25 protein-coding genes and 2 tRNA genes are annotated in these 25217 nt (G+C 67.3%); 4 read left to right on the forward strand and 23 right to left on the reverse strand.

Annotated elements, in window-relative coordinates; genetic code table 11:
• The first annotated feature begins 84 nt into the window (after positions 1-84).
• Both ACZ6YI_RS18520 and egtB read left to right on the forward strand, forming a co-directional pair.
• A complete protein-coding gene (locus ACZ6YI_RS18520; RefSeq protein ID WP_440326231.1) occupies positions 85-462 on the forward strand; it encodes a DUF427 domain-containing protein in 378 nt (125 codons plus the stop codon).
• A gap of 19 nt (positions 463-481) precedes the next feature.
• On the forward strand, positions 482-2659 hold the full coding sequence (egtB, locus tag ACZ6YI_RS18525; protein WP_465779944.1) for an ergothioneine biosynthesis protein EgtB: 2178 nt from the start codon (positions 482-484) through the stop codon (positions 2657-2659).
• A gap of 95 nt (positions 2660-2754) precedes the next feature.
• Here egtB and pgaD read toward each other — a convergent pair whose 3' ends face one another.
• From pgaD to rnd, 7 genes are all read right to left on the reverse strand, one after another.
• Positions 2755-3198, reverse strand: coding sequence for a poly-beta-1,6-N-acetyl-D-glucosamine biosynthesis protein PgaD (gene pgaD / locus ACZ6YI_RS18530; RefSeq protein ID WP_440326229.1), 444 nt, complete (start codon positions 3196-3198; stop codon positions 2755-2757).
• Entirely contained in the window at positions 3195-4445 is a 1251-nt protein-coding gene (gene pgaC, locus ACZ6YI_RS18535; RefSeq protein ID WP_465779945.1) for a poly-beta-1,6-N-acetyl-D-glucosamine synthase, read from the reverse strand. Before pgaC ends, pgaD begins: the two co-directional genes overlap by 4 nt.
• Positions 4442-6331 (reverse strand): poly-beta-1,6-N-acetyl-D-glucosamine N-deacetylase PgaB, encoded by a 1890-nt coding sequence (gene pgaB / locus ACZ6YI_RS18540; RefSeq protein ID WP_465779946.1) that lies wholly within the window; start codon positions 6329-6331, stop codon positions 4442-4444. The genes pgaC and pgaB overlap by 4 nt, the downstream gene beginning before the upstream one ends.
• A 5-nt stretch (positions 6332-6336) precedes the next feature.
• Positions 6337-8274, reverse strand: coding sequence for a poly-beta-1,6 N-acetyl-D-glucosamine export porin PgaA (pgaA, locus tag ACZ6YI_RS18545; RefSeq protein ID WP_465779947.1), 1938 nt, complete (start codon positions 8272-8274; stop codon positions 6337-6339).
• A gap of 265 nt (positions 8275-8539) precedes the next feature.
• The gene (locus ACZ6YI_RS18550; protein WP_465779948.1) at positions 8540-9178 is read right to left on the reverse strand and encodes a MarC family protein; all 639 of its coding nucleotides are present in this window, start codon (positions 9176-9178) and stop codon (positions 8540-8542) included.
• A gap of 159 nt (positions 9179-9337) precedes the next feature.
• Positions 9338-9413 (reverse strand) — tRNA-Ala (locus ACZ6YI_RS18555).
• A gap of 58 nt (positions 9414-9471) precedes the next feature.
• A complete protein-coding gene (gene rnd, locus ACZ6YI_RS18560) occupies positions 9472-10593 on the reverse strand; it encodes a ribonuclease D (RefSeq protein ID WP_465779949.1) in 1122 nt (373 codons plus the stop codon).
• A 106-nt stretch (positions 10594-10699) separates the two neighbouring features.
• On the opposite strand from rnd, the gene ACZ6YI_RS18565 reads away from it, so the two are divergent.
• Positions 10700-12658 (forward strand): formylglycine-generating enzyme family protein, encoded by a 1959-nt coding sequence (locus tag ACZ6YI_RS18565; RefSeq protein WP_465779950.1) that lies wholly within the window; start codon positions 10700-10702, stop codon positions 12656-12658.
• Between the two features lie 102 nt (positions 12659-12760).
• On the forward strand, positions 12761-13105 hold the full coding sequence (locus ACZ6YI_RS18570) for a hypothetical protein (protein WP_440325739.1): 345 nt from the start codon (positions 12761-12763) through the stop codon (positions 13103-13105).
• Positions 13106-13115: 10 nt separating this feature from the next.
• Here ACZ6YI_RS18570 and ACZ6YI_RS18575 read toward each other — a convergent pair whose 3' ends face one another.
• The 16 genes from ACZ6YI_RS18575 to ACZ6YI_RS18650 form a co-directional block, all read right to left on the reverse strand.
• The gene (locus ACZ6YI_RS18575; protein ID WP_465779951.1) at positions 13116-13454 is read right to left on the reverse strand and encodes a type II toxin-antitoxin system HicB family antitoxin; all 339 of its coding nucleotides are present in this window, start codon (positions 13452-13454) and stop codon (positions 13116-13118) included.
• On the reverse strand, positions 13451-13705 hold the full coding sequence (locus ACZ6YI_RS18580) for a type II toxin-antitoxin system HicA family toxin (RefSeq protein WP_465779952.1): 255 nt from the start codon (positions 13703-13705) through the stop codon (positions 13451-13453). Before ACZ6YI_RS18580 ends, ACZ6YI_RS18575 begins: the two co-directional genes overlap by 4 nt.
• Positions 13706-13903: 198 nt before the next feature.
• Positions 13904-15187, reverse strand: a complete 1284-nt coding sequence (locus ACZ6YI_RS18585) for a methyl-accepting chemotaxis protein (RefSeq protein WP_465779953.1) — start codon at positions 15185-15187, stop codon at positions 13904-13906.
• Between the two features lie 179 nt (positions 15188-15366).
• Positions 15367-15453 (reverse strand) — tRNA-Leu (locus ACZ6YI_RS18590).
• Between the two features lie 24 nt (positions 15454-15477).
• Positions 15478-16056: a cysteine dioxygenase family protein gene (locus ACZ6YI_RS18595; RefSeq protein ID WP_440325727.1), complete on the reverse strand. Its 579-nt coding sequence runs from the start codon at positions 16054-16056 to the stop codon at positions 15478-15480.
• 115 nt (positions 16057-16171) lie between these two features.
• A complete protein-coding gene (gene metX / locus ACZ6YI_RS18600) occupies positions 16172-17278 on the reverse strand; it encodes a homoserine O-acetyltransferase MetX (RefSeq protein WP_465779954.1) in 1107 nt (368 codons plus the stop codon).
• A 55-nt stretch (positions 17279-17333) separates the two neighbouring features.
• Positions 17334-18002 carry a tetratricopeptide repeat protein gene (locus ACZ6YI_RS18605; protein ID WP_465779955.1) on the reverse strand — a complete coding sequence of 223 codons (669 nt, stop codon included), beginning with the start codon at positions 18000-18002 and terminating at the stop codon, positions 17334-17336.
• On the reverse strand, positions 17999-18442 hold the full coding sequence (locus tag ACZ6YI_RS18610; protein WP_465779956.1) for a cytochrome c-type biogenesis protein: 444 nt from the start codon (positions 18440-18442) through the stop codon (positions 17999-18001). The genes ACZ6YI_RS18605 and ACZ6YI_RS18610 overlap by 4 nt, the downstream gene beginning before the upstream one ends.
• Positions 18442-18984: a DsbE family thiol:disulfide interchange protein gene (locus ACZ6YI_RS18615; RefSeq protein WP_465779957.1), complete on the reverse strand. Its 543-nt coding sequence runs from the start codon at positions 18982-18984 to the stop codon at positions 18442-18444. Before ACZ6YI_RS18615 ends, ACZ6YI_RS18610 begins: the two co-directional genes overlap by 1 nt.
• The gene (locus ACZ6YI_RS18620; RefSeq protein ID WP_465779958.1) at positions 18981-20945 is read right to left on the reverse strand and encodes a heme lyase CcmF/NrfE family subunit; all 1965 of its coding nucleotides are present in this window, start codon (positions 20943-20945) and stop codon (positions 18981-18983) included. Before ACZ6YI_RS18620 ends, ACZ6YI_RS18615 begins: the two co-directional genes overlap by 4 nt.
• Complete coding sequence (gene ccmE / locus ACZ6YI_RS18625; protein ID WP_440325716.1) at positions 20942-21409, reverse strand: cytochrome c maturation protein CcmE; 468 nt, start codon at positions 21407-21409, stop codon at positions 20942-20944. The genes ACZ6YI_RS18620 and ccmE overlap by 4 nt, the downstream gene beginning before the upstream one ends.
• Positions 21393-21593 (reverse strand): heme exporter protein CcmD, encoded by a 201-nt coding sequence (gene ccmD, locus ACZ6YI_RS18630; RefSeq protein WP_440325714.1) that lies wholly within the window; start codon positions 21591-21593, stop codon positions 21393-21395. Before ccmD ends, ccmE begins: the two co-directional genes overlap by 17 nt.
• Positions 21590-22357 (reverse strand): heme ABC transporter permease, encoded by a 768-nt coding sequence (locus ACZ6YI_RS18635; RefSeq protein ID WP_440325712.1) that lies wholly within the window; start codon positions 22355-22357, stop codon positions 21590-21592. Before ACZ6YI_RS18635 ends, ccmD begins: the two co-directional genes overlap by 4 nt.
• 65 nt (positions 22358-22422) lie before the next feature.
• Positions 22423-23109 (reverse strand): heme exporter protein CcmB, encoded by a 687-nt coding sequence (gene ccmB / locus ACZ6YI_RS18640; protein WP_465779959.1) that lies wholly within the window; start codon positions 23107-23109, stop codon positions 22423-22425.
• Positions 23106-23732 (reverse strand): heme ABC exporter ATP-binding protein CcmA, encoded by a 627-nt coding sequence (ccmA, locus tag ACZ6YI_RS18645; RefSeq protein ID WP_465779960.1) that lies wholly within the window; start codon positions 23730-23732, stop codon positions 23106-23108. The genes ccmB and ccmA overlap by 4 nt, the downstream gene beginning before the upstream one ends.
• 53 nt (positions 23733-23785) lie before the next feature.
• Positions 23786-25165: an FAD-dependent oxidoreductase gene (locus tag ACZ6YI_RS18650; protein ID WP_465779961.1), complete on the reverse strand. Its 1380-nt coding sequence runs from the start codon at positions 25163-25165 to the stop codon at positions 23786-23788.
• Between the last annotated feature and the right edge of the window lie 52 nt (positions 25166-25217).

Raw genomic sequence — 25217 nt, forward strand, 5'->3', positions numbered from 1 at the left:
ACCTTTTCCAGCCTGTTGGCTTGGCTTGGGCGGCGGCGGGTCCCACGATCTCCTGTCTGCAAGCCCGCAACGTAGGAGAGTGGCATGTCCTCCCGTCCCGTCAGGATCCCCGGCCCCGACCATCCGATCACGATAAGCCCGGCGAAGGGCCGCGTCGTGGTCCGCTTTGGCGACCAGGTCATCGCCGACACGCGTAATGCGCTGAGCCTGAAAGAGGCCAGCTACCCCGCCGTGTTGTACATCCCGCGTGGCGACGCGGACATGGCCTTGCTGCGTCGCACGGAGCACACCACGTGGTGCCCGTACAAGGGCGAGGCCTCCTATTACAGCCTGCCTGGCAACAGCGAGGCGGCGATCAACGCGATCTGGACGTATGAAACGCCCAGTGAGTCGGTGGCGCCCATCGCAAGCCATCTTGCTTTCTACCCCGACCGCGTGACGATCGAGCACACGCCCGACTGAGCCGCCGGAGCCCCATCCCATGCAAGCCATCCTCGAAAACCAGGCCGCGGGTTGCGCCGCGGCCTCCACGAATGCTGCGGCCGCGCCGGCGCTGACCCTCGCAGAACGCTTCGATGCCGTGCGTGCACGCACCGAGGCCCTGGTCGCCGCACTGGGCGCCGAGGACATGCAGGTGCAGTCCATGCCGGATGCGAGCCCGGCCAAGTGGCACCTCGCCCACACGACATGGTTCTTCGAAACCTTCCTGCTGGGACCCAACCTCCCGGGCTATTCGGTGTTCGATGCCACGTATGGCTACCTCTTCAACTCGTACTACGAGACGGTGGGCCCGCGTCACCCGCGACCCACGCGTGGCCTCGTGACCCGCCCGGGAATCGACGGCGTCCGTGCGTACCGGCACCACGTGGACGCACACATGCGCGAGCTGATCGCCATGGGGCTGGATGCCGAGCGCGAAGCACTCCTGCGGCTAGGCCTCGCCCATGAAGAACAGCACCAGGAACTGCTCGTGATGGACGTGCAGCACCTGTTCGCGCAGTCGCCGCTGAAGCCTGCGTTCGATCCGGCATGGCCGGCGATGCCCGCCGGTCCGGCGGGGCGCTACCGGCATGTCGCCGGCGGCCCGGTCCGCATCGGTGCCGCCGATGAGCCGTTCGCGTTCGACAACGAGGGCCCGCGGCATACGGTGTGGCTGGAACCGTTCCAGATCTCCGACCGCCTTGTGACCAACGGCCAGTGGCTCGCCTTCATGGCGCTGGGTGGCTACCGCCGCGCGGAACTTTGGCTCTCCGATGGCTGGGCGCAGTGCCAGGCGGAAGGCTGGGAGGCGCCGCAGTACTGGCAGCGCGAAGGCGAGACGTGGTTCCACATGACGCCGGGTGGCTGGACGCCGGTGGACCCCGACGCCGCGGTCGTCCATGTCAGCTATTACGAGGCCGATGCCTATGCGCGCTGGACCGGCGCGCGCCTGCCTACCGAAGCCGAGTGGGAGCATGCGGTGCGCACGCGGCCAGACCTGGAGCAGGTTTACGACAGCGCGTGGCAATGGACCGCGAGTGCGTACACGGCGTACCCCGGGTTCCGTGCCGCGGACGACGCCGTCGGCGAATACAACGGCAAGTTCATGAGTGGGCAGATGGTGTTGCGCGGTGGCGCGTCCGTCACGCCTCCCGGCCATTCGCGGCCGTCGTATCGCAACTTCTACCGCCCGGGCCAGCGCTGGATGTTCGCGGGCCTGCGCCTCGCCCGCGACCTGGCGATCAGCGAAGACGACGATCGGCAGGCGTTCCTGCGTGACACGCTCGCCGGCCTGGCCGCTCCGCGCAAGACCTTTTCACCCAAGTACTTCTACGACGGTGCGGGCTCGGCCCTGTTCGAAGCGATCTGCGAGACACCCGAGTACTACCCGACGCGCACCGAGATGGCGTTGCTGAAGGCGATCGCGCCGGCGCTTGCCGAGGCGATCCCCGACGGCGCGGTGCTGCTCGAGCTGGGTAGTGGTGCGAGCGAAAAGACGCGCCTGCTGCTGGACGCGAAGCCGGGGCTGGCCGCGTACGTGCCGGTGGACATCAGCCCGGACGCACTGGAGGGTGCCGCGGAACGGCTACGCGCGGCGTATCCCGAGCTCCCCATCGTGCCCGTGGTGGCCGACTTCACGCGCGGCATCGACGTGCCCGAGGCGTTCGCCGCGCATCCGGCGGTCGCCTTCTTCCCGGGTTCCACCATCGGCAACTTCGAGGCCGATGAAGCGGTGGCGCTGATGCACGCGGTGCGTCGCCGGCTCGGTGCCGGTGCGCGTTTCATTGTCGGCGCGGACCAGGTGAAGGCGATCGACACGCTGCTGGCCGCCTATGACGATGCCGACGGCGTCACGGCCGCGTTCAATCGCAACGTGCTGGTGCGCATCAACCGCGAGCTCGGTGGCGATTTCGATGTAGGTGCGTTCGAGCACCGCGCGATCTGGAACGCCGGCAAGTCGCGCATCGAGATGCACCTCGAAAGCGTTTCAGCCCAGACCGTCACCGTGTCGGGCCAGCGCTTCGCGTTCGAAGCGGGCGAGACGATCCACACCGAGAACTCACACAAGTTCACGCCGGCGACGTTCGCCGCCCTGGCCGCGCGCGCGGGCTGGGCGGTTGAGCAGCAGTGGGTTTCGGAAGACCCGGCCTTCGGGGTGTTCCTGCTCAAGGCGGTGTAGTCCCTGAAATGGGATACAGCCCCGTGGGAGCGCGCTTGCGCGCGATGGGTGCTCGCGCAAGCACCCATCGCGCGCAAGCGCGCTCCCACAGGGCCTTAGCTAGCATCCTTCAGCGTCATGAACCCATCATCCGCCACGCTGACCACCGCGCGGCGGGTGCCCTGCATGCGTATCGCATCGTCGGTGTGCGCGCCGATCTTCGCTGCCGTCTCGGCCACGCCTACCGGTGAATTGCCGCGGCGCTTCTGCTTGCCCACGAAGCGCGCGTAGTTGTATGCCGACCAGCTGGTGAAGATCACGGCGGTGACGACGGCCACGGTCAGCACGACGTAGATGTCGCCGCCGTCGGTGATCGGATCCATGAGGTGCAACTGGGTCAGCGCATCGCGGATGCCGTAGGCCCACGCGCCGAGCGTGACCAGCGGGAGCCAGAGGAAGGCCCACGCAACCCATAGCGTGATGGTCACCACGCCGAACAAGGCTTTCTGCGCACCGCTCTGGCGCTCGGGCCGCTGGATGACAATGGCTTCGGCTTTCATCGGAGTCCCCGGTCCGGGCTGACCCATACGGCACGCGTGCCCTTGCGCTTCATGATCGCCTTGGGCAGCGCCACGATGGAGGTGGCGGTGTTGAGGACCCAGTACACCAGCGGGTACCAGATCATCCAGTAGTAGTTGCGGCCAATCCGCGTTTCGTAGCGTCGATCGACGAGGAGGCTGATGCCGAACTGCAGCAGGCAGATGATGCCAAGCACGACGCCGTGCCACTGCGGCAGCAGCGTGTCGATGCGCAGCGACGGCGGCAGCGGCAGGAAATGCCCCAGCGCCCATAGGGCGATGATGGTGCCCATGGTGTAGGACCAGAGCAGGCTGGTGAAGTACTCGAACGCGACCGGCCACATGCGCCGCTGGCGCCAGTTCAGCAGCTTCTTCGTGTAACGCAGCAACACTTCGGATCCGCCCTGGGCCCAGCGCAGGCGCTGTTTCCACAGCCCGCGGATGGTCTCGGGCATGAGAATCCAGCACAGGGCATTGGGTTCGTAGCGGATCTCCCAGTGGCGCATCTGCAGGCGCCAGCTCACGTCGATATCCTCCGTGACCATGTCGGTGCTCCAGTAGCCCACGTCGTGCAGTGCGCTCTTGCGGAAGCACGCGATGACACCGGAGACCGTGAAGATGCGCCCGTAGACGCGCTGCGCGCGCTTGATCAGGCCGATGATCGACGAGAACTCACCCACCTGCAGCTTGCCGAGGAGCGTGGAGCGGTTGCGGATGCGCGGGTTGCCGGTGACCGCGGCGACGCGCGGGCTATCCAGCATGTGCGAGATCATCCAGTGCGTGGCGTAGTCGTCGAGCAGGGCATCGCCATCGACGCACACCAGGAAGTCGGCGTTGGACGCGAGCGCGGCGGCACGCAGGCCCATCGCCTTGCCCTGGTTCGACGCCATGTGGATGACCCGGAGCTTCGGGTACTGGTCGAGCAGCTGGTCGAGCTGCGCGCCGGTGTCATCGGTGGAGCCGTCGTTGATGGCGATGATCTCGAAGTTCGGCCACTGCTGCGAGGCGAGATGGGCGATGGTCTCGCGCACCTGCTCCCCCTCGTTATGGCAGGGCACGATCAGCGTCACCATCGGGTACTCCGCGAGTGTCGGCGGCTTGACCCGGATCGGCTCGTTGCGTTCCCAGCGCAGGTAATAGATGACCCCGCCGCTCATCCACACCAGCGACATCGCCAGCGGGTAATAGAACGCGAATTCCAGCAGGAAATGCAGGACCCCGTAGTTCATCGGGCGGGCTCCGGGTAAGGGTAGTCGGACGCTGAAATGTACGGCCGGATCGCTTCCAGGTCAGGGTGGTTGTGCAGGAAGTCGTCGGGGTAGTAGCCGATGTGGCGGGCGCCCGCTGCCTGCGTCGCGCGGATGCGGTCATTGATATCGCGCACGTCGATCGGCTGCTTCGTGCGCCAGTTGACCGTGGCGAACTCGAACAGCACGCGGTCTTCCGCGCCCGGCTGGGCCAGCGCTTTCCCTACGAGTTTCCGGTACCAGCCGATGCGGTCCGCCTGCTGGTCGAGCTGCGGCATGGCCATGATCGCGGTCATGTCGTAGGCCTTGATGAAGGCAGGCAGGCTCTGCGCCGTCCAGGCCTCGGCGTTCGGCTGCAGGACGTTGCGGGCATAAAGGTTGCGCGCCGTGAGCAGTTGCGGCCGCCACTTCTTCATCCGTGTCACCAGCTCCTGGGTGAAGTCGATCAGCGCCTGGGTGTTCTGCGCGGGGCTGTTCTTCGCCCACGGCCCCAGCTGGTCGGTGTCGCGCACGTAGGCATCATCGGAGAACAGCACGCCGGCCTCGTCGGTGTGCATGGCAAGGTCTTCATACACGTCGCCGATCATCTGGCGGACGCGCGGGTCGTACGGCGCGAGGCGGAAGTGATCGCCACCGGGCTTCGGTTCGCCGGCCAGCGAAGGCAGGTCCTTGCCGTCGGGGAAGCGGAAGGCCAGCACGGGCATCCACGCGTAGACGCGCACGCCGGCGCGGGTGCGCAGTTGCCACGAGACGCGGGAGAACAGGTCCGCGCGCACGGGGAGATGGCGATTGGCGAAGTACACGGCATCGGCGACGCCGTCCCCATCGGGGTCGGCATACGCCTGCAGCCACACCTGGCTGGGATGCATGCGCTTGATCCGGTCCAGCAGCTTCGACAGGTTGCGATCCTGCTGGGCGGGGTCCGGGTCGTACACGTAATCCAGGTCGACCTGTACGGCGCGGGTGGGGTCGACGCGGGTCTGGTGGCGGATCAGCCAGCCGAGGCGATTGGCCGTGATGTTGCCGCTGACCAGCAGCCGCGGGATCGTGCCGCCCGTGCCCAGCGAGGGCACCGCGTCGCCAAGGCTGAACGTAACGGTCATCCCGAGGCCGATCGCAACGTTCTTGCCGACGCGGGAGTACGCACCGTACGGCCATGCGATGGCACGCGGGCGCACGCCGGTGTGCGCGGCGATCTCGTCCGCGCTTTTCGACAGGTCGGCGCGCACGCGCTCGACGTACTCGGCCTCGGTTTCGTAACGCTGCTTTGCGGCGTCGTACTGGAGGTACGCGGCCGCGGGCATCTGGTTGCCCTGCGGGTTGCCGTTGGTGCCCTGGTGCAGGGCATACGAGTGCGAGGCGATTTCGACAAGCCCGGATTTCTGCATCTCGCTGACCTGGTCCCAGGTCAGGAAGCACGAGCGGTCGCAATCGCTGCCGTTGTACGGCATGCGCTTGCCATCGGGCAGGTCCATCCAGGAACCGACCACGGCCTGCAACGCGGGGAAGTTGTAAGCCTTGAGCAGCGGGTAGACGCGCGTATAGAAGCTCTCCAGGCTGTCATCGAAGGTGAGCAGCACGGCATCCGGGGGCAGCGCGCGGCCGCCTTCGGAGGCTTCCTTGACCTGGTCGAAGCTGACGACGTGGTAGCCATTCGCCTTCAGCCATTCGAAATGCGCGACCAGGTGGTCGGTGCTCGTGGCATCCGGATCGCGGTCGGCATCGAGCCCGACATCGTCGCGGACATCGTGGTAGGCAAGCACGATAAGGTTCGGCCTGACGGGCGTGACCGCCTGCGCGCGCGCGGAGGGCGCCGTCGCAAGGAGGGCCAGGCCAAGCAGGGCCAGGGTGGACAACAGCGGACGCATGGACTTCATTCTCCCCAGTGGAGCGTCAGGTCGAGGACGAAGCGGTGCTCGCGACGTCCGTCGTAGGGTTGGTTGTGCCAGCCGATGCCCCAGCCGAGGCGCAAGCCTTCGCGGGCCTGCAGCACCTGGCCGTAACGGACGGTCGCCATCCAGTCGGTGGCGTAGCCCTTCTCGGCGTACTGGCCCACGGCGACGTCGACACGCTGGGTGATGCTGCGCTCGTAGAACTGGCCAAGCAGGTTCTCGAGCCGGCCGGTGAGGGCGTAGCTGTTGTCACGGCGCGGATTGAAGTAGGGCCGGTCGGTATCGGTGTTCATGGAGCCGCCGAGTTCGACACCGCCATCGATTGTCAGGTTGGGTTCGGTGTGCAGCCGCTGCACCACCGAGGCGAGCCAGCCCGTGCGGGTATTGCCGTCGCTGAACTTATCGCGCGACAGGCCCACGCGCGCCTGCGTGAGTTCGCTGGCGCGCCATGTCACGGCGGTATCGAGCGTCTTCGCCGAGATGCCGTAGTACTGGGCACGCAGGGGGGTGTCGTCGCCTGCGGTGCTGTAATCGGCGGCGACAGCCCAGTGATCCGTGATCGACCAGTCGAAGCCAGCCTCCAGCGCCGTCTTGCCGACATAGCGATCCGCGGCGGGAAGGGCCTGCACATAGGCCATGAGGCCTTGCGCGTAACCACGGATACCCACGCCGAAGCGAGTGCGGCGGACATCGCCCTCGGGCAGGTCGGCTGTCGAATAGCGTCCCAACGCCAGCACGCGCCAGTGATCATCGATCAGCGGGCTGGCCACCGTGGCCTGGGTGGTGCCATCGCGGTCACCGTAGTCGGGGCTGGAGCCCTTGCCCTGTTCGGTGCTGATATCGAACTGCCAGCCCTTTTCACGCGCCCAGGCGCGTTCAGCGCGATCCACGCGGCCGTTGCGATCGGCGCGGGTCTCGGCTTCGGCCAGGATGTCGTCGACCTGCGCATAGTCGTTGAGCGTGCGATAGGCCTCGGCTTCGCCGACGAGCGCGCCGATGTCGCGGCGGTCGAGCGTCGTGGCGATGTGGAAATCATCCAGCGCCCGGCGCGGCCAGCCACGGGCGAGTTCGACGTTGCCGAGCTCGCGGCGGATCTGCGCGCTGGCGGGGGCCTCGCGGGTCATCGCGTAAAGCTGGTCATACGCCGCGCGGGGCATGCCGACCGAACTGCGCAGCACTGCGGCGTTGAGGTCCGCATCGACCTTGCGCGGGTTCTGGATGGGCAGGCGGATGCCGGGGATGCGCACCCACGGCTGCTCCTTCGCCGCGAGTTCATCGATCGTCGCGAAGGCCTTATCAGTCTGGTTGGACTCGGCGTAGGCGTACATCAGGCCGATCCGCGGTTCGTTCTCGGTGCGTGCGTAGGGGCCGGGTTCCTTGCGGATGCTGTCTTCGTAGACCGCGGCGGCTTCCAGCGGGCGGCGGCGCACGAGCAGCGCATCGGCCACGCCACGTTCGGCGTAGGCGGGCACGTCGACGCCATCCTTCTTCAGCGCCTCATAGCGCAGGATGGCTTCATCAGGGAGGCCCGCCTGATCCAGTGCCACCAGCAGGTCGAACGATTCGCGGCGGCGCAGGTCCGCGGGCAGCGAGGGGTCGTCGGCGATCCGGCGGGCGTCCGCCACGGACCGGTCCGCCTCGGCATAGGGTTTGGCCGGATCGGCAGGCTCGCCGTTCGCCCAGCGAATCTCATGCGCGACGTGGTCGGCGTCGATGCGCGCGAGGTCCGCAGGGCCAGGGGCAGGCGACAGGCCCGGCGCCAGCTCCCTGGCGCGACTGGTCGCGCCGAGCTCCGTCAACAAAACGACGTTCATCTCGCGGGCTTCGCGGTCGTCGGGCCACTGGCCCAGGATCACCTGGAGATGACGCAGCGCGTCCACGCGGTGGCCTTGCGACCGCTCCTCGCGGACCTGGGCCATGAGGGCATCGCGGGTGGCGCCCGGCGCGGTCGCCGCGAGGGCGCCATGACCCTAGAAAACCAAGGCGAGCGCCAGGCACAGCCTTCCCCGTGGCACGCGCGCGCTGCGCGGAGGTGTCGAGTTTGAGATTCCCATGCCGCCTTTTGACCTTATTTTCGTTGGCCAGATGTCCATTTCCGGCAGCGTTGCATTTTTTGTGAGAGAGCCAGCGGGCGTATCGAAGCAAAGCGGATGCCAAAGAGGCGTGTAAAGGCCTGGTGAAGACTCAACCGAGGCTGGGGAAGGCGTTACGCAACCCCGACACCATCATCTGCACGGCGATCGCGGCGAGGATCATACCCATGAGGCGGCGTGCGATGCCGACCGCCTTGGCGGAGAGATAGCGCGCGATGTACGGGGCGCCGAGGAGCGAAATCGCCAGCACCACGAGGAACGCCCCGAGTCCCAGCGCCATCGACATCTCGGTGTGCACGTTGCGCGCCGTCTGGCCGAGCACGATCAGCGTGGCGATGGCGCCAGGGCCCAGGAGCAGGGGAATGGCCAGCGGATAGATGGCGACATCCTCCGCGGCGGCCAGCGCTTCCGCTTCGGGCAGCGTCGGGTGATGCTGCGTGCTCGGCGAGCCGTTCAACATCGAAAGGGCGATGAGCAACACCATGATGCCGCCGGCGATGCGGAAGTCGTTCACCGTCACGCCAAACACCGAGAGGATGGCCGCGCCAGCCGCCGCCGACACGACGCAGCCTATGGTGACCGCGATCAGTACGGCCCAGGCGACACGCAGGCGGTCGCGATCCGTGATGCCGTCAGTCAGCGAGAGGAAGAGTGGCACGTTCGCGATCGGGTTCATGATGGCGAACATCGCGGTGAACACCTTGATGGCGAACGGTATGTCCCAGGACATCGCTGGCTCCCTCGCATGGGCCGGGCTGGCCCCACCGTCACCCTGGTGACGTGCGAAGCACACTACCTTTGCGAACTGCGCGGGGCAAGGCGGAGTGGCACGGATGACGTGAATACAAAAAGCCCCGGGCGAAGGCCCAGGGCTTGATGTCTGAATCGTTGGTGGAGCCAGGGAGGATCGAACTCCCGACCTCGTCATTGCGAACGACGCGCTCTCCCAGCTGAGCTATGGCCCCACATGAGCGGATGATGTTATCAGGGCACCCGGCGCCCGCCAAGCCCCTCGGGCCTCGCTCACCCGGGCAGCAGCGCCGCGAGGCGGTCGTGGAGGACTTCCTTGCGCCAGCCCTCGAGGGCTTCGGGCCATTCGCCGCCGGTCATCACGTATTCCTCCATGGTCCGGCGGGAGCAGAGCAGGCCGGGCGGGAGGTCGAGGTGGCTGGCCAGGGTGTCGACGGCACTGCGCATTTCGTTGATGGCGCGCTTGGCATCGCCGGCGGGGTGGCCGACGATGGCCGCGGTTGCCTCCACGTCGGCGGCTTCCACGGGGCGATGCAACAACGCGAACAGTTCCTCGCGCTGGGGCGCGCGCAAGGCGCGCGTGCCACGGGTGACTTCCTCGAGCTTGCCCAGGTCGGCCGGCAGCTTGCCGGCCAGGTCGAGCGCGTGCTGGTCTTCCAGCAACCACGAACGCGGCTTGTCGAGCGCGCGGGCGGTGGTCTCGCGCCAGCGCAGGATCCGGCGGAGCAGGGCCTGGCGTTCACGCGGCCAGTCCGCGGCGGGCTTGAAGCCGCGCTGCGGCTGCGGATCGCCTTCGCGCTGGCTGGCACGGCGCTTCATGCGCGCGCAGTCCTCCGCGTGCCATGCGCCGCGGCCACGTTCCTCGAGCCGCTCGGTAAGGATCGCGTGCACCGGATGCAGGTGGACCACGTCGAGCGTGGCATACAGCTTCTGCGATTCGGTGAGCGGCCTCTGCAGCCAGTCGCTGCGGGTTTCACCCTTGTCGAGTTCGGCGCCGACAAGCTCGGCCACCAGTGCGCGATAGCTGATGCCCAGGCCCATCCCGACGAAGGCGGCGGCGATCTGCGTATCGAACAGCGTATGCGGGCCATCGGGCAGGAACGGCGCCATGGCCTCGAGATCCTCGCCGGCGCTATGCATCACCGTGGTCACCGGCTGCTCGGCGAAGACCGGGCGCAGCACTTCGCCGAGCGGGACGGCCAGCGGATCGATGAGCGCATAGCGGCCGTCATGTGCGAGCTGCAGCAACGCCAGTTGCGGATAGAACGTGTTGCGCCGCATGAACTCGGTATCGAGTCCGACGATGTCGCCCGCTTTGACCGGCGCCAGCCAGGCGGCCAGGTCGTCGCGGTGTTCGATCCATGGGGCGGCGGGAGCGAGTTCGCTCGATGACATGGGGCATCCTTGTAAATAAACGGGAGCGTGCGCGCGTGTTGCCCTGCAGCGCACGATTCCCTAAGGTGGCACCGCACGATAGCAGGCCCACGCGGAACCGCCCACCATGCCGAACACCGAGACTGTCCGCCGACAGCGCGCCATAGGCGGCGCCATGGGTGTGGCCGTCCTCGGTTTCGCCTTGTTCTATCACTTCTTTCCGCAGCTGCTGCATGTCGAGCCGGGCCAGACATCCTCGGCCCGCATGCCCTCGCGAAGCCAGCCGGGGACGATTGGCTTCGACCAGCGCCCGCAAGCCGCGCCGCAGGCGGTCGCTTCGGAAATCGATGCAGGGCCGCCGCTCGTGCTGGCCCCGGCGGCGGTGATCGCCGCGCGGCGCCGCGAGAAGTCGAGCGAAGTCCAGCTCCCGCCGCAGGCCTCGCCGGACACACCTGAACTCACCGCGCTGCTTGATCGCGCCGACAAGGCGTTGGCGGCGGATCGCCTCGTCGGTGGCAAGGACAGCGCGGCGGCGTTGTTCGCCGCGGCGCTGAAGGAAAAGGCGGATAGCCAGCGTGCGCTGGCCGGCATGGAGGAAATCCGTGCCCGGCTGGTCGCCGAGATCGAGCAGGACATTGCGCTGGGTGATGCGGACGCGGCGCGGGACGCGCTCGCAGCCCTCAAGGCCCTGCCCAACAGCGCGAAGGACGCGCAGCCGCTGGTGCAACAGCTGGCGGTACTCGACAAGGTCCGCCCGCTGCTCACGACCGCGGCGACCCAGCTGCAGGCGGGCAAGGCCAACGAGCCGCGCGGCGACAGCGCGCTGGACACCTATCGGCAGGTGCTCCAGCTCGATCCGCAGAACGCGGTTGCTGTCCAGGGCATCAGCCAGGTCCAGCACGTCGTGCTCGACAAGGCGCTGGCGGCGGTCGCGCAGAGCGATTTCCCCGCCGCGGACAACGCCCTCGCCGAGGCGGCGACCATCGAGCCGGGCTCGCAGGCCCTGCAGGACACCCGCGGCCGGATCGAAGGCATGCGCAGGCAGAGCGGCGCGGCGATGCTTGCCCAGGCGCGTTCGGCGCTTGATGGCGGCAACGTGGAGCTGGCGCAGCAGCTAGCGGCCAAGGCGCAGCAGATCAGTCCCGACCTTGCCGGCATCGATGATTTCAATGAGCGCGTGACCAACGCGAAGCTGTATTCCAGTTACAAGCCGGGCCAGGTCTTCGCCGACCGCTTCGTGGATTCCACGGGCCAGGCGCCCGCGATGGTCGTGGTGCCCACTGGCAAGTTCGTGATGGGTTCGCCCGATGGCGAAACCGGCCATGATGCGAACGAAGCCCCCGCGCATGAAGTCGATGTCGCGAAGGGCGTGGCGCTGTCGCGCAGCGCGATTACGATCGGCCAGTTCCGCGACTTCGTGCGCGCGAGCGGTTACGTGCCGCAATCCCAGACCCTGGGCGGCGGCAGCGTGTACGACGAACAGAGCGGCGGCCTGCGCGACGACGCCTCGGCCACCTGGGAAGACGACTACGCCGGCAAACCCGGCCAGGACCGCCTTCCGGTCATCAACATTTCCTGGAACGATGCCAAGGCCTACGCGGACTGGCTCTCGCAACGGACCGGCAAGAAGTACCGCTTGCCCAGCGAAGCGGAGTTCGAATACGCACTGCGGGCGGGCAGCACGTCGCGTTACTGGTGGGGCGACGGCGCCCCGGCCTCGCACGTGGAAAACCTCACCGGCGCGAACGATCGGTCCGGCTCGGGTCGCCGCTGGAGCAATGCCTTCAGTGCTTACAAGGATGGTTACTGGGGGCCGGCGCCGGTCATGAGCTTCTCGGCCAACCCGTTCGGCCTCTACGACATGGGCGGCAACGTATCGGAGTGGGTCGCCGACTGCTGGCACGATAACTACATCCGCGCGCCGCGCACCGCCGAGGCCTGGGTGAATCCGGGTTGCGGCCGCCGCGTGATCCGCGGCGGCTCGTGGGGCAGCGCGCCGGAAATGGTGCGCTCCGCCTACCGCCAGGGCGCTTCGGCCGACGTCCGCAGCGCCCGCGTCGGTTTCCGCGTTGCACGCGAGCTCTGACCGGGCGAAGGTCTTGCCGAATTGACAGTGCGCCCCGCTTGACGGCGACCGGGGCCGTGTCGATGCTTGTCACGTTTACCTGAGCAGCGGAGGCGACGTGCCGTGGCCACTTCGATCATCGTAGGCTACAGACCCTTTCCCGGCCGTACCGACCTTGTCATCTCCATACTCCTGGAGATCTATGAAGCCATGCAGCGGGCCGGGCTGATCACCGCGCGCCGCCCGTGGATCATGCGTAGCGAAGAAGGCAATGTCGTCGCCGCCTTCGAGATGACCAACGAGTACTCATTCGCGGCCTCCGAAAAGATCCGCGAGGTCGCCGCCTTGCGGGCCCGCCTGATGGGCGTGGCCGAGCGCCTGCCGCTTGGCAACCTCCGCGAGGCCAGCCAGCCCTACGCCGAGTTCGAGACGACCACGGAATACCCGGCACCCGCCGCCGCGCGCTGAGCCGGGGGGCTCAGACAGCGAGGAGCTCGCGTTCCATGGCCCGCTGCACGAACTGGTTGAGGCTGATACCGAGCGCGGCGGCCGCCTCTGTCGAGCGCAGATGCAGCTCAGCCGAGACCCTGGCCTGGAATTTCCCGGAGAACGTGCGCACCGGCGGGATACCGGCTTCGCGGCAGGCATCGAGGAAGACGTGCAGCGAGATGACGCCTTCGTTGCGCAGGCCATGCACATCGGGGGCATAGAAGTCGGCGCCTCCGTTGAGGCCAACGAACTCGCCGCGGAACATGTCGATCTCGGGATCGTACTGGACGACAGCGCGGTAGCCATCGATGACCATGATGTTATTCATGCGATCACTCCATTGTGGTTGAGCCACTTCCGAATACAGGCCACGGCGCCTTTATCGGTATCGGGACGCGGGTGAGGGCGGTGGAATACGCGGACCTCCCCGAACAGGAAAACGGTGACGCGCGACCCTTCGGCTTCTTTCATCCGTGCACCGAGTTGGAGAAACAGCGCTTCGATATCGCTCCACCGGATGTTGCCGGACGGCGGGTGTCCTGCGATGAGGGCGAGCGTTCGCTGGTGACGTGGCTTCATGGAATGGTACCAAATTGTGGTACCTGTGCAAGCTACGGACCGGCGGCAAGGCGCGGAATCGGCGGCGACCGCCGCCTGGCGTCAGGGATTGCTTTCACAACCAGGCGAGCGCGTCGAAACCATGGGCATCGACACGTTCGATCGCGCTTTCGCCGTCTTACGGTAGATGGCGGCTACCTCTCAGGAGTCACCGGTGCGTCACGCCCGGCCGTAAACGCTGTCGAGCTGGGCGACGGCCGCGTTGACGCGTTCGATACCGGTCGACTGGACCTGTGCGCTTTCGCCGATGGCGCTGGTGACCTCGGTGACGTGATCCACGGCGCCGAGGATTTCCTGCATCACCTGGCCGGCGTTGCCGACCAGTTCGGCGCCTTCGTCCACGCGGTCGCGGGCGCTGCCGATCAGCGCGTGGATCTGTTTCGACGCGTGGCCGCTACGCATCGCCAACTGGCGCACCTCGTCAGCGACCACGGCGAAGCCCTTGCCGGTCTCGCCGGCGTGCGCGGCTTCGATCGCCGCATTCAGCGAGAGCAGGTTGGTCTGGAACGCGATCGTGTCGATCATCTCGAGGATGTCCTCGACCGAACGCGTGCTGTCCTGGATCGCACCCATCGTGCGGACCACATCGGCGACGACACCGCCGCCGCGCTGGGCTGCGGCGCGCGCGCCGTCGACGAGTTCTTCCGCGCGGCCGGCCTTGCGTGCGTTATCCAGCACGGCATGCGAAAGCGATACCACCTCGCGCTGCAGAGTCTGGGCGGCCATGGTCTGCGCGGTGATATCGGTCGCGTACTTGATGATGCGTACCGGCTTGCCCTGCGCATCCAGGATCGGGTTGTAGGTGGCCTGGATCCAGACAATGCGTCCGCCGCGGCCGAAGCGCCGATAGAGGCCGCCATCATGCCGGCCTTCGCGAAGGCCGGCCCAGAAGCGCGCGTAACTTTCCGAAGCGACTTCCGCCGGATCGACGAACATGCGGTGATGTCGGCCCTGGATGTCTTCCAGGGTGTAGTCCATCGCGGCCAGGAAGTTGGCATTGGCGTCGAGGATCGTGCCGTCGAGCGCGAATTCGATGGTGGCCTGGGCCCGGTCGATCGCCTGCAGGCGGCCATCCATGTCGGCCTCGGTGCGGCGGCGCTCGGTGACGTCTGTCGCATACTTCACGACGCCGGCGACCCGGCCGAACGCGTCGAAGATGGGGTTGTAGGAGGACTGCAGCCAGACGTCGCCACCGTGCTTGTGCAGGCGGCGGTACAGCCCCGCATCGGCCTTGCCCGCGCGCAGGCGGGCCCAGAACTCGGCGTACGCCGTGGAACCGGCCTCGGCGGGGTCCACGAACTGCCTATGGTGCTTGCCCACGATCTCGCTGAGCTGGTAGCCCATGGTCTGGAGGAAGAGGGGGTTGGCATGGACGACGTTGCCGTCCGGGCTGAATTCAATGATGGCCTGGACCTTGTCCAGGGCCGCGAGCTTCCCGCGCATCGACTGCTGCTGCCGCATCCACCGAGCCAACATCCCGGCACCCCGTCCATAAATGTGATGTGGATCACATATCGGCTGTCAATTTACTCACTTTAGGCAAAAAACGTGAAGGTGGTAAAAACACCATTCGTCCGGTGAAAAACATAAAAAAAGCCTCCGCTAGGGAGGCCTTCTGATCCTGGTGCCGAAAGTGGGACTCGAACCCACACTGTATCTCTACAAACGGATTTTGAGTCCGCCGCGTCTACCGGTTCCGCCATTTCGGCATGGGGCTGGCGATTATGCGGGAATCAATGGACCTGGTCGAGCCCTAGCTGGCGCTCGTCGCGCAGGTACCAGTCGTCGCCCTGCGGGTTGAATACGGCGCACTGGGTCATGCGGCCCGAGTAGATGTGCAGGCTGACCGCCACGGCATCTTCGCTGGGGTTGCGGATGGTGTGGTACTCGTGCGGCGGGATGAGGCTGCCTGCCGATCCCGGGCCGGCCTCGATCGAGCCGACCGGGCGGAAGTGGTAGCGGGTCGCGTCGTGTTCGATCAGCTCGTACTGGACGATTTCCAGCGCGCCGTTCCAGACGCCTTCGACGCACCACATGCCGCTGTGGTCATGGATCTTGGTGCCCTGGCCGGGACCCCAGGTCATCGCGACCACGCTGTAGCCGTGCTCCTCACTGCGGTAGAGCTCACGGCGCCCGTAATGGTCGCGGAAGGCTTCGTTGACGCTGGCCGGAAGGACGACTTCGCGCGAGCGGATCAGCTGGCAGAGCGATTTGCGCAGGGTATCGGTAATCGCCGGGGTGCTCGCCTGGCTCACCGCGTGGTCGATCGCATCGATGAGCTTGCGGCTGCCCGGGAATTCGACCGTGATCATGGGTGGAACCTCTTACAGGGACGTGGGGACGGAGCGCTGCCGCCGATGATAACAGGGCGGCCGGGGCGCTGCCGTGCCATAGCCCTTGTGGGAGCGCGCTTGCGCGCGATCCCCGTCAGAGTGAGCGCAGGAACCCGCCGATCGCCCGGCTGTAGTTCTCGATATCCACCAGGAACGCGTCGTGGCCCTGGGGCGAATCCAGCGCGACGAACTCCACGTTCGCGCCGGCCTTCTCCAGCCCCTTGGCGATCGTCTCCTGCTGCTCCAGCGGGAACAGGATATCGGTGCTCACGCCGATCACCATGGCGCGCTCGATGCGGATGCGGCCAAGCGCGCGCATGACATCGCCCTCGCCGTATTCAGAGATATCGAACCAGTCGCTGGCGCGCGAGAGGTAGAGGTAGGCATTGGGATCGAACTGCCGGTTGAAGCGCCGCGCGTGGGCTTCCAGGTACGACTCCACCTGGAACTCGAAGCCAAACGGTTCGTTGGCTTCGCGTTCGTCGGCATCCAGGCGGATGCGGGCGAAGCGGCCGTTCCATTCCATCGCCGAGCGATAGGTGATGACGCCCAGCTTGCGCGCGATGCTCATGCCGTGGTCGGGCCAGATGTCGCCGCCGTAATGGCCTTCGCGCCAGTTCGGGTCCAGGCGGATCGCCTCGCGCTGCAGCGAACGGATCGCGATGGCGAAGGGCTGCGCCTGCGGCGCCGTATCGACGCTGATATGCGTCCGCGCCGCGCCCGGGTGCAACACCATGTAGGCCAGCGCGCTCATGCCGCCCATCGAACAGCCGACGAGGCAGGCCAGCTGGGTGATGCCCAGCGCGTGGGTGACCGCTTCATGCGCCGCATTGGCGACATCTTCCAGGGCCAGCTCGGGGAATGTGAGGCGATACGGTTCGCCGGTCGCCGGATTCACCGACGCCGGGCTGGTCGAGCCCTTGTCGCTGCCCAGCGAATTCACGCAGATGACGAAATAGCGATCGGTATCGAAGGCGCGGCCCGGCCCGATCATGTCTTCCCACCAGCCCGGCGTCGGGTCTTCGGCGTTCTTCGCGGCGTGCGCGCTTGGCGAGAGGCCGGTGAGGATCAGGATCGCGTTACCGCGCTCCGCATCCAGCGTGCCCCAGGTCTCGTAAGCCACCCGGGCGCCGTGCAGTTCGCCGCCCCGCTTCATGCGGAACGGTGAGCTCAGGTCATGGTATCGGCGGGCGTCGCCCATGCGCTGCTCCTTGGATCAATGCAGCGAATGGTGACACGGACGCAGGCGTTTCGTCCTATGGCGTCGCGCCGGCGGCCCGCTTTTCCGCGAGCGCGATCTGTTCGGCCACGGCATGGGCGACGTTCGAATCCGGATCGAGCAGGGGCTGCAGCTTGCGCCAGGTCGCGGCGGCATCCGTATAGCGTTCCTGCTGGAACTGGGCGATACCCAGCAGCCACAGGGCCTTCTGGCTGTCGGGCTGGGCGGCGACGGCCTGCTCGAGCAACGCGAGCCCGCGCCCTTCGATACGGTGGTCGGGGCGCACGAGGGAATCGGCCTCGGCCCAGCCGACCATGGCGGCGACGTTGCGCGGGTCCGCCTTGAGTGCGCCGTCGTACGCGTCACGCGCAGGCGCGGGCTGCTTCACCATGGTGTAGGTCTGGCCGAGCAGCAGCCAGCCTTCCACGTCGCCAGGGTTGGCCTTCAGGCGCGCGGTCAGCGCATCGATCGCCTGGCCGACGGTCATTTCCTTGGGCGGCTCGACGCCGCCCAGCGTGGCGGGCGTGCCGACCAGCGCATACAGGCCGACACTGGCCAGTGGCAACACGACGGCCAGCGTCACGGCGATGGCGAAGATCGCTTTCGACCGACCCTGGCGGCGCCCATGGCGCACCAGCGGAACCAGCAGCAGGGCAAGGGCCACGGCCAGCATGGCCGCGGCGGCAACGTAAAACGCAATGGTCACCAATCGTCCTCGGCATCATTGGCAGGCGCCTGCGTGGTCACGGGGGCCTGGCGCGCGCGGCGGCGGACCTGCACGGCGACGACGACGCCACCGATCGCCAGGACCACCAGCGGCCCGAACCACAGCAGCCAGGTCTTCGGCTCGACCGGTGGCTTGTAAAGCACGAAATCCGAATAGCGGTCGACGAGATACGCCTTGATCTCGGCGTCGCTCTTGCCCGCCTGCATCATCTCGAAGATCTGCCGGCGCAGGTCGTGCGCGATCGGCGCGTTGGAATCGGCCAGCGTTTCGTTCTGGCACATCGGGCAGCGCAGTTCGGTGCTCAGCTTCTGGAAACGCACTTCCTCCGCGCGGTCGCGGAACGGCAGCGGCTGGATCGCCTGGGCGATCGCCAGCAGCGGCAACAGGCAGAGCAGGGCGAGCAGGCCGAGGCGACGCATCAGCTGCCTTCCTTCGCCAGCGCGGCAAGCGCCGGCTGGATTTCCCTGACCACCACGTCAGGCGTGATCGGGCCGACGTGCTTGTAGCGGATCACGCCCTTGCCATCGATCAGGAAGGTTTCCGGTGCGCCATACACGCCGAAGTCGATGCCGGCACGGCCATCGCGATCGACGATCACCAGGTTGAACGGATTGCCATGCTCGGCAAGCCACGCGGTGGCGTCCTTCGGGTCGTCCTTGTAGTTCATGCCGATGAGCGGCAGGCCAAGCGCCTTCACGTCGGTGGACAGCACGGCGTGCTCATGCACGCACTCGATGCACCAGCTGCCGAACACGTTGAGGATGTACGGCTTGCCGAGCAGGGATTGCCTGTCGACCGTGCGTCCTTCTTCGCCGAGCACGGGCAGTACGAAGGCGGGCGCCGGCTTGTTGATCAGGGGCGAGACGATTTCGTGCTGGTCATGCTGGGTGTTCCACCAGATGCCGAAGCCGAACAGGACGACCAGCAGGGTGAAACCAATGAGCGGGAGGAAGCGGCTCATGCAGCCTGCTCCGTCGCGGGCGCTGCCACGGTGGTGGCCGCCTTTTTCGCGCGGAAGCGGCGTTCGCCCGCGGCGAGGAACCCGCCAGCCATCATGAACAGGCCACCCAGCCAGATCCAGCGCACGAAGGGCTTGTGGTACAGGCGCAAGGCCCACGCGCCTTCCACGTCACCGCCATCCATCGGCTCGCCCAGGGCGACGTAGATGTCGCGGAACAGGCCGGGGTCGATCGCCGACTCGGTCTGCACCTGGCCGCGCGAGTACGTGCGCTTCTGCGGATGCATGGTCGCGAGTACCTCGCCACCGTGCAGGATCGTCACGACGCCCTCGTCGGCGCGCCAGTTCGGGCCGGTGGTCTCACGCACGCCATCGAAGCGGAACTGGTAGGCGCCCACGGCTTCCACCTGGCCCGGCGCCATGCGCACGTCGCGCTCGGTGCTCAGCGATTCGGAAAGCAGGACGCCGATCAGGAAGATCGCAACGCCGAAGTGGGCGACCAGCATGCCGGCCATTTCCGCGGGATAGCGGCGACCGAACGGCATCTCGCGCCAGCGCTTCACGACATACGCCAGCGTGCCCGCCGCGACCCACACGGCGCCAGCGACACCGGCGATCGCGCGGAGCTTGCCGTCGACGAAGAACACCGCGGCGCCGGTGCAGATCACCGCGGCAATTGCCGCGCGCATCGCCATGCTGGTCAGCTGGCTGCCTTCGGCGCGACCCCAGCGCAGGTACGGCCCAAACGGCAGCAGCAAGACGGCAGGCGCCATCAGCAGCACGAACAGGAAGCCAAAATACGGCGGACCCACCGAGACACGGCCCAGGTTCAGCGCATCGCCGACCAACGGGAACAGCGTACCGAGCAGCACCATCGCGGCCGCCGTCGTGAACAGCAAGTTGGCCACCATGATGCCGGTCTCGCGCGAGAGCGCGGCGAACGGTTTGCCCGTCGCGACCTTCGGCGCGCGGATCGCGTAGAGCAGCAGCGAGCCGCCAATCACGACGATAAGGAAACCGAGGATGTACAGCCCGCGGCGCGGGTCGGAGGCAAAGGCATGCACGGAGGTCAGCACGCCCGAGCGGACGAGGAAGGTCCCGAGCAGCGAAAGCGAGAAGGCGAACAGCGAAAGCAGTACGGTCCATGCCGGTAGCGACCCACGCTTCTCCGTCACCGCCTGCGCGTGGATCAGTGCGACGCCGACGAGCCACGGCATGAACGACGCGTTCTCCACCGGATCCCAGAACCACCAGCCGCCCCAGCCAAGTTCCGCGTACGCCCACCAGCTTCCGGCGACGATGCCCATGGTCAGGAACGCCCACGAGACGTTCGTCCATGGGCGCGCCCAGCGCACCCAGCCCTGTTCCAGCTCACCGCCGAGCAAGGCGGCGATCGAAAAGGCGAACGCGACCGAGAAACCCACGTAGCCCATGTAGAGCACCGGCGGGTGGAAGGTCATGCCCGGATCCTGCAACACCGGATTCAGGTCGCCGCCGTCCGCGGGCATGGGCAGCTCGCGCAGGAACGGATTGGACGTGAACAGGATGAAGGCAAGGAAGCCGACGCCGATGAGACCCATGACGCCCAGCACCCGCGCCACGAATGGCTGCGGCAGGTGGCGGCTCAAGGCGGCTAGCGCGACGGTCCACACGTTGAGGATGAACACCCACAGGAGCATCGAACCCTCGTGTGCACCCCACACCGCGGTGATGCGGTAGTACCAGGGCAGGGCGAGGTTCGAGTTGTCGGCGACGTACGCCACCGAGAAGTCATAGCTGAGGAACGCGTGGACCAGGATGCCCATGGCGGCGAAGACGAACACCGCCTGGCCCGCCGCGGTGGGCCGCGCCAGGGCCATCAGCGCGGCATTGTTGCGCCACGCGCCGATGATCGGCAGCACGCCCTGCACGAGCGCCAGCAGCAACGCGAGGATGAGGGCGAACTGGCCAAGCTCGGGGATCACTTCGGCGCGTCCTTCATGGCGGTGTCGTCGATGTTGCGCTTCTGGTGCGCCTTCGCCATGGCGTCCTTCAGTTCCTTCGGCATGTAGTTCTCGTCATGCTTGGCGAGCACCTCGCCGGCGATGAAGCGGCCATCGGCCATGCGCCCGGTGGCGATCACGGACTGGTTGTCGCGGAACAGGTCGGGAAGGATGCCGGTGTATTCGACCGGCATGGCGCCCGCATCGTCGACGACGATGAAACTCACCTTCAGGCTGTCCTTCGCGCGCTGGATGGAGCCGGCTTTCACCATGCCACCGAGGCGGAACGTGGGGTACTGCGTGGCCTGCCCTTCCTGCACCTGGCTCGGGGTGAACAGGTAGCTCATGTTCCGCTGCAGCGCGAACACGGTGAGGCCCACCGCGATGGCGGCAGCGACAAGGACCGAGATGACGACGGCGAGACGGCGTTTACGCGTTGGATTCATTACGGGCAGGGGTTCCGGGACGGCGGCGGTTCTCGTGGCGCGCGATGCGTGCGCGGATATCGCGCAGGTTGCGGCGGCGCCGGGCGAGGGGTGCCAGCGTATCGATCAGGAGGACGATGAAGAAGACCGCGAACGCGGTCCAGACGTAGGCGCCATAGCCGCCCATCGCGAAGAAGGTGCTCATGCCTTGCCTTCCTCCGCATGGCCCAGCGCGAGCTCGCGCACCCAGGCCTTGCCGCCTTCGGAGGCGATGAGGTCGGCGCGCACCCGGGCGAACAGGCTGGCGATGTAATACAGCTTGGTGGCCGCCATCATGGTGAGCAGCGGCCATACCATGCTGGCATCGATGTGCGAGGGGCCAAGCAGGCGGATGGTGGCGCCCTGGTGCAGGGTGTTCCACCAGTTCACCGAGAAATGCACGATCGGTACGTTCACCGCGCCGACCAGCACAAGGAAGGCCGCGGCGCGTGCGCCCTGGCGGCGATCCTCGAACGCGTGGTACAGGCCGATGATGCCGAGGTAGATGAAGAGCAGCACGAGCTCGGAGGTGAGCCGCGCATCCCAGGTCCACCAGGTGCCCCACATGGGCTTGCCCCACAGGGAGCCGGTGGCCAGGGTGATGGCGGTGAAGGCGGCGCCGACCGGCGCGGACTCCATGGCCACCGTCTCGGCCAGCTTGATCCGCCAGACCAGGCCGATGAACGCGGCGAGCGTCATCACGCCGTAGATGAACAGGCTCATCCACGCACTGGGCACGTGGATGAAAATAATGCGGTACGCATCGCCTTGCTGGTAATCCGCCGGTGCGACGAACAGGCCGCCGTAAAGGGCTATGCCGCCGAGCACGATGGCGAGGCCGAGCGCCCACGGGTATACCGCGCCCGCGAAGCGGTAGAAGGTCGGCGGTGATCCCAGGCGGTGCAGCCAGAGGGGAACCCAGTTAGCCATTCGTCCTCATCAACGGTTCGTGCATCGCGGTGAGTCCCCCATGGACACCCCGTGGTTGCGTGCGCTCATGAATCCATCGCGATCCGCAGCGCGGCCGCGCATGCCAGCGGCGCGAGGACCACGGCCAGCGCGAGCCCCGCGCCCAGCCATGCGACAGGCGCAACCCACGGCAGGCCATCCTGCGCGGCGGCCACGGCGCCCGCGGCGAAGATCACCACCGGTACGCACAACGGCAGCAACATCAGCGCCAGAAGCATACCAGAGCGTTTTGCCCCGGCCGTCAGTGCCACCAGTACCGCGCCCAGCAGGCTGAGCAGGGGCGTCGCCAGCGCCAGCGCGACCACCAGCACGGGCATGGCCGCGGCGGGAAGGTGCAGCATGCTCGCCAGCACCGGGGCGATGACGACCAGCGGCAGGGCCGCCGTGATCCAGTGCGCGAGGATCTTCATCGCCACGAGCAACGCCAGCGGCTGCGGGGCCAGCATCAGCTGCTCCATCGAGCCATCCTCGATATCCGGCCGGAACAGGCCATCGAGCGACAGCAGCATCGCCAGGATCACGGTGACGAACACCACGCCGCCCGCGATGCGCGCGAGGAGCGCGGGCTCGGGGCCGAGCGCGAAAGGAAAGAGGGTCACGACGATCACGGCGTAGAGCACGGGCAGCGCGATGTCGCCGCGCCGGCGCCAGGCCAGGGTGAGGTCGCGGCGCAATAGGGCGGCGCAGGCGGCGGGCGTGCTACCAGGCGTCACGCGTGCAGCCGGATGCGGCGTGGCTCATCGCCCGCGAAGGTTACCGCGCCGTGGCTCGTGACCAGGGCGGCACCACCGCGCGCGGCATGCTCGCGGAGCAGGCGGTTGACCAGGGCGATGCCTTCGCGGTCGAGGTTGGCGTACGGCTCGTCGAGCAGCCACACGCGCGCCGGCAGCAGCAGCAGGCGGGCAAGGGCGGCGCGCTTTTTCTGGCCGGCGGAGAGGCGGCGGATCGGCTCGTCCTCGAAGCCAGGCAGGCCGACGTCTGCGAGCACGGCAGCGATCGTGGTGCCGGCGCGCACGCCGTAAAGACCCGCAGACACGGCGAGGTTTTCGCGCGCGGTCAGGTCGAACTTCAGGCCGAGGTGGTGGCCGAGGAAAACAACCGCACCCGCCATGGTATCCAGCGCGAAGGGTGCGCCGTCGAGCAGCACCTCGCCTTCGCCGGCGTGCAGCATGCCGGTGAGCACGCGCATCAGCGTGGTCTTGCCGCTGCCGTTGTCCCCTTCGACCAGGGCGATCTCGCCACCATGCAAGGCGAAGTCGACCGGCCCGAAGACCGGCTCGTCCTGGCGCAAAAAGCACAGGGCACGGGCTTCAAGCAAGGGGGCGGAAGAGATCATCGGACGATTGTTGCGGGCCGGACGCCGGTTGTCCATGCGGCAGGCGTATCCAGTTAGCCGCGTTCGAACGCCTGGGCCGGCAGCGGCGGAAGGGTGGCTTCCAGGGTCCGGACCGCGGCATCGAGGTCGACGGATGCGACCTCATCGTGCCCGCGCAGCAACTGCTCCACCAGCGTGTCCTGGGCCTGGCCGCGTTCCAGTGCGTAGGCATAGGGCAGGTGGGTGAAGGTCACCATGCGGTAGCGCGGCAGGTAGTGCGTGGGTGAGCGCTGGGCGAGCAGGCCGCCGAGTTCGCGCATGCGCAGGAAGTGCGGGTCGGCGACCTTGTCGCGCATCTCCACGTAGTTCTCCAGCGCCATCCGCGCGATCGCGTCGGCATTCGGCTTGCGGCTGGCTTCGAACGCGGCGAAGACCGCCGCCGGATCATCCGGCGTGGCTTCGAACAGTTGCGCCAGTTCCGCCGCATCCTCGAACCCGCAGTTCATGCCCTGGCCGTGGAACGGGACGATGGCGTGCGCGGCGTCGCCGATGAGGAGTGCGCGGCCGCCGATATGCCAGCGATCGAGGTAAAGCGTTGCCAGTGAACCCACCGGGTGCGCCGACCAGTCGTTCGCGAACTCCGGCATCAGCTCCAGCGCATCGGGAAATTCGGTGCGGAAAAAGGCCTCGGCGGCACCGGCGCCCGCGATCGTCCGGAAGCTGGGATGTTCGCCGTCGTTGGGCAGGAACAGCGTGACGGTGAAGCTGCCTTCGCGATTTGGGAGCGCGATGCACATGTAGTGCCCACGAGGCCAGATGTGCAGTGCGTTGCGTTCGATGGCGAACGGTGCCGCGGGATCCGTACCCGGCGGGATCTCGAGTTCCTTGTAGCCGTGCCCGAGTTCCTCGATGCGTTCGCCGAGCGGCGAATGCTTGTGCATCGCCGCGCGCAACGCAGAGCCCGCGCCGTCGGCGCCGATCACCACGGGTGCATCGACCGTGCGCTCGCTGCCGTCGGCCGCGCGCAAGGTCAGGGTCCCGTTTTCCAGGTCGGCCGCGGCCAGGCCCTGGTCGAAATGGATGGTGGCGCCCGCTGCTTCGGCGGCGTCGAGCATCAGGCCATTGAGCCCACCACGCGATACCGACCAGATCACTTCGGAATCATCCACGCCATAGCGCTGGAGGCCGCTGTGGCCCGCGGGGTCGTGGACCATGCGCCCGCGCATCATCACTGCCTGGGCGAGGACCTGGTCGGCCAGCCCGGTGGCGCGCAGGGCGTGCAGCCCGCGTTCGGCCAGGGCGAGGTTGATCGAGCGGCCGCCGGCGAAACCGGCTTTCCGGGGATCGGGGCGCTTCTCGTAAACGGTGACCCGGAACCCGCGCTGGGTCAGCAGGGTGGCTACCAGGGCGCCGACCAGGCCGGCGCCGACCACGGCGATGTCGTTACGGGGCATGGAGCCTGCCTGGGCGATATTGCGGGGCAGCGCATCGTGCGCCGCAACGCCG

It is taken from the genome of Luteibacter sp. NPDC104163, from assembly GCF_055584245.1.

Coding starts and splice junctions, on each gene's coding strand:
- ACZ6YI_RS18520 (WP_440326231.1), top strand. CDS start 85: ATGTCCTCCCGTCCCGTCAGGATCCCCGGCCCCGACCATCCGATCACG.
- egtB (WP_465779944.1), top strand. CDS start 482: ATGCAAGCCATCCTCGAAAACCAGGCCGCGGGTTGCGCCGCGGCCTCC.
- pgaD (WP_440326229.1), bottom strand. CDS start 3,198: ATGAAAGCCGAAGCCATTGTCATCCAGCGGCCCGAGCGCCAGAGCGGT.
- pgaC (WP_465779945.1), bottom strand. CDS start 4,445: ATGAACTACGGGGTCCTGCATTTCCTGCTGGAATTCGCGTTCTATTAC.
- pgaB (WP_465779946.1), bottom strand. CDS start 6,331: ATGCGTCCGCTGTTGTCCACCCTGGCCCTGCTTGGCCTGGCCCTCCTT.
- pgaA (WP_465779947.1), bottom strand. CDS start 8,274: ATGGCCCAGGTCCGCGAGGAGCGGTCGCAAGGCCACCGCGTGGACGCG.
- ACZ6YI_RS18550 (WP_465779948.1), bottom strand. CDS start 9,178: ATGTCCTGGGACATACCGTTCGCCATCAAGGTGTTCACCGCGATGTTC.
- rnd (WP_465779949.1), bottom strand. CDS start 10,593: ATGTCATCGAGCGAACTCGCTCCCGCCGCCCCATGGATCGAACACCGC.
- ACZ6YI_RS18565 (WP_465779950.1), top strand. CDS start 10,700: ATGCCGAACACCGAGACTGTCCGCCGACAGCGCGCCATAGGCGGCGCC.
- ACZ6YI_RS18575 (WP_465779951.1), bottom strand. CDS start 13,454: ATGAATAACATCATGGTCATCGATGGCTACCGCGCTGTCGTCCAGTAC.
- ACZ6YI_RS18580 (WP_465779952.1), bottom strand. CDS start 13,705: ATGAAGCCACGTCACCAGCGAACGCTCGCCCTCATCGCAGGACACCCG.
- ACZ6YI_RS18585 (WP_465779953.1), bottom strand. CDS start 15,187: ATGCGCGGGAAGCTCGCGGCCCTGGACAAGGTCCAGGCCATCATTGAA.
- ACZ6YI_RS18595 (WP_440325727.1), bottom strand. CDS start 16,056: ATGATCACGGTCGAATTCCCGGGCAGCCGCAAGCTCATCGATGCGATC.
- metX (WP_465779954.1), bottom strand. CDS start 17,278: ATGGGCGACGCCCGCCGATACCATGACCTGAGCTCACCGTTCCGCATG.
- ACZ6YI_RS18610 (WP_465779956.1), bottom strand. CDS start 18,442: ATGCGTCGCCTCGGCCTGCTCGCCCTGCTCTGCCTGTTGCCGCTGCTG.
- ACZ6YI_RS18615 (WP_465779957.1), bottom strand. CDS start 18,984: ATGAGCCGCTTCCTCCCGCTCATTGGTTTCACCCTGCTGGTCGTCCTG.
- ccmE (WP_440325716.1), bottom strand. CDS start 21,409: ATGAATCCAACGCGTAAACGCCGTCTCGCCGTCGTCATCTCGGTCCTT.
- ccmD (WP_440325714.1), bottom strand. CDS start 21,593: ATGAGCACCTTCTTCGCGATGGGCGGCTATGGCGCCTACGTCTGGACC.
- ACZ6YI_RS18635 (WP_440325712.1), bottom strand. CDS start 22,357: ATGGCTAACTGGGTTCCCCTCTGGCTGCACCGCCTGGGATCACCGCCG.
- ccmA (WP_465779960.1), bottom strand. CDS start 23,732: ATGATCTCTTCCGCCCCCTTGCTTGAAGCCCGTGCCCTGTGCTTTTTG.
- ACZ6YI_RS18650 (WP_465779961.1), bottom strand. CDS start 25,165: ATGCCCCGTAACGACATCGCCGTGGTCGGCGCCGGCCTGGTCGGCGCC.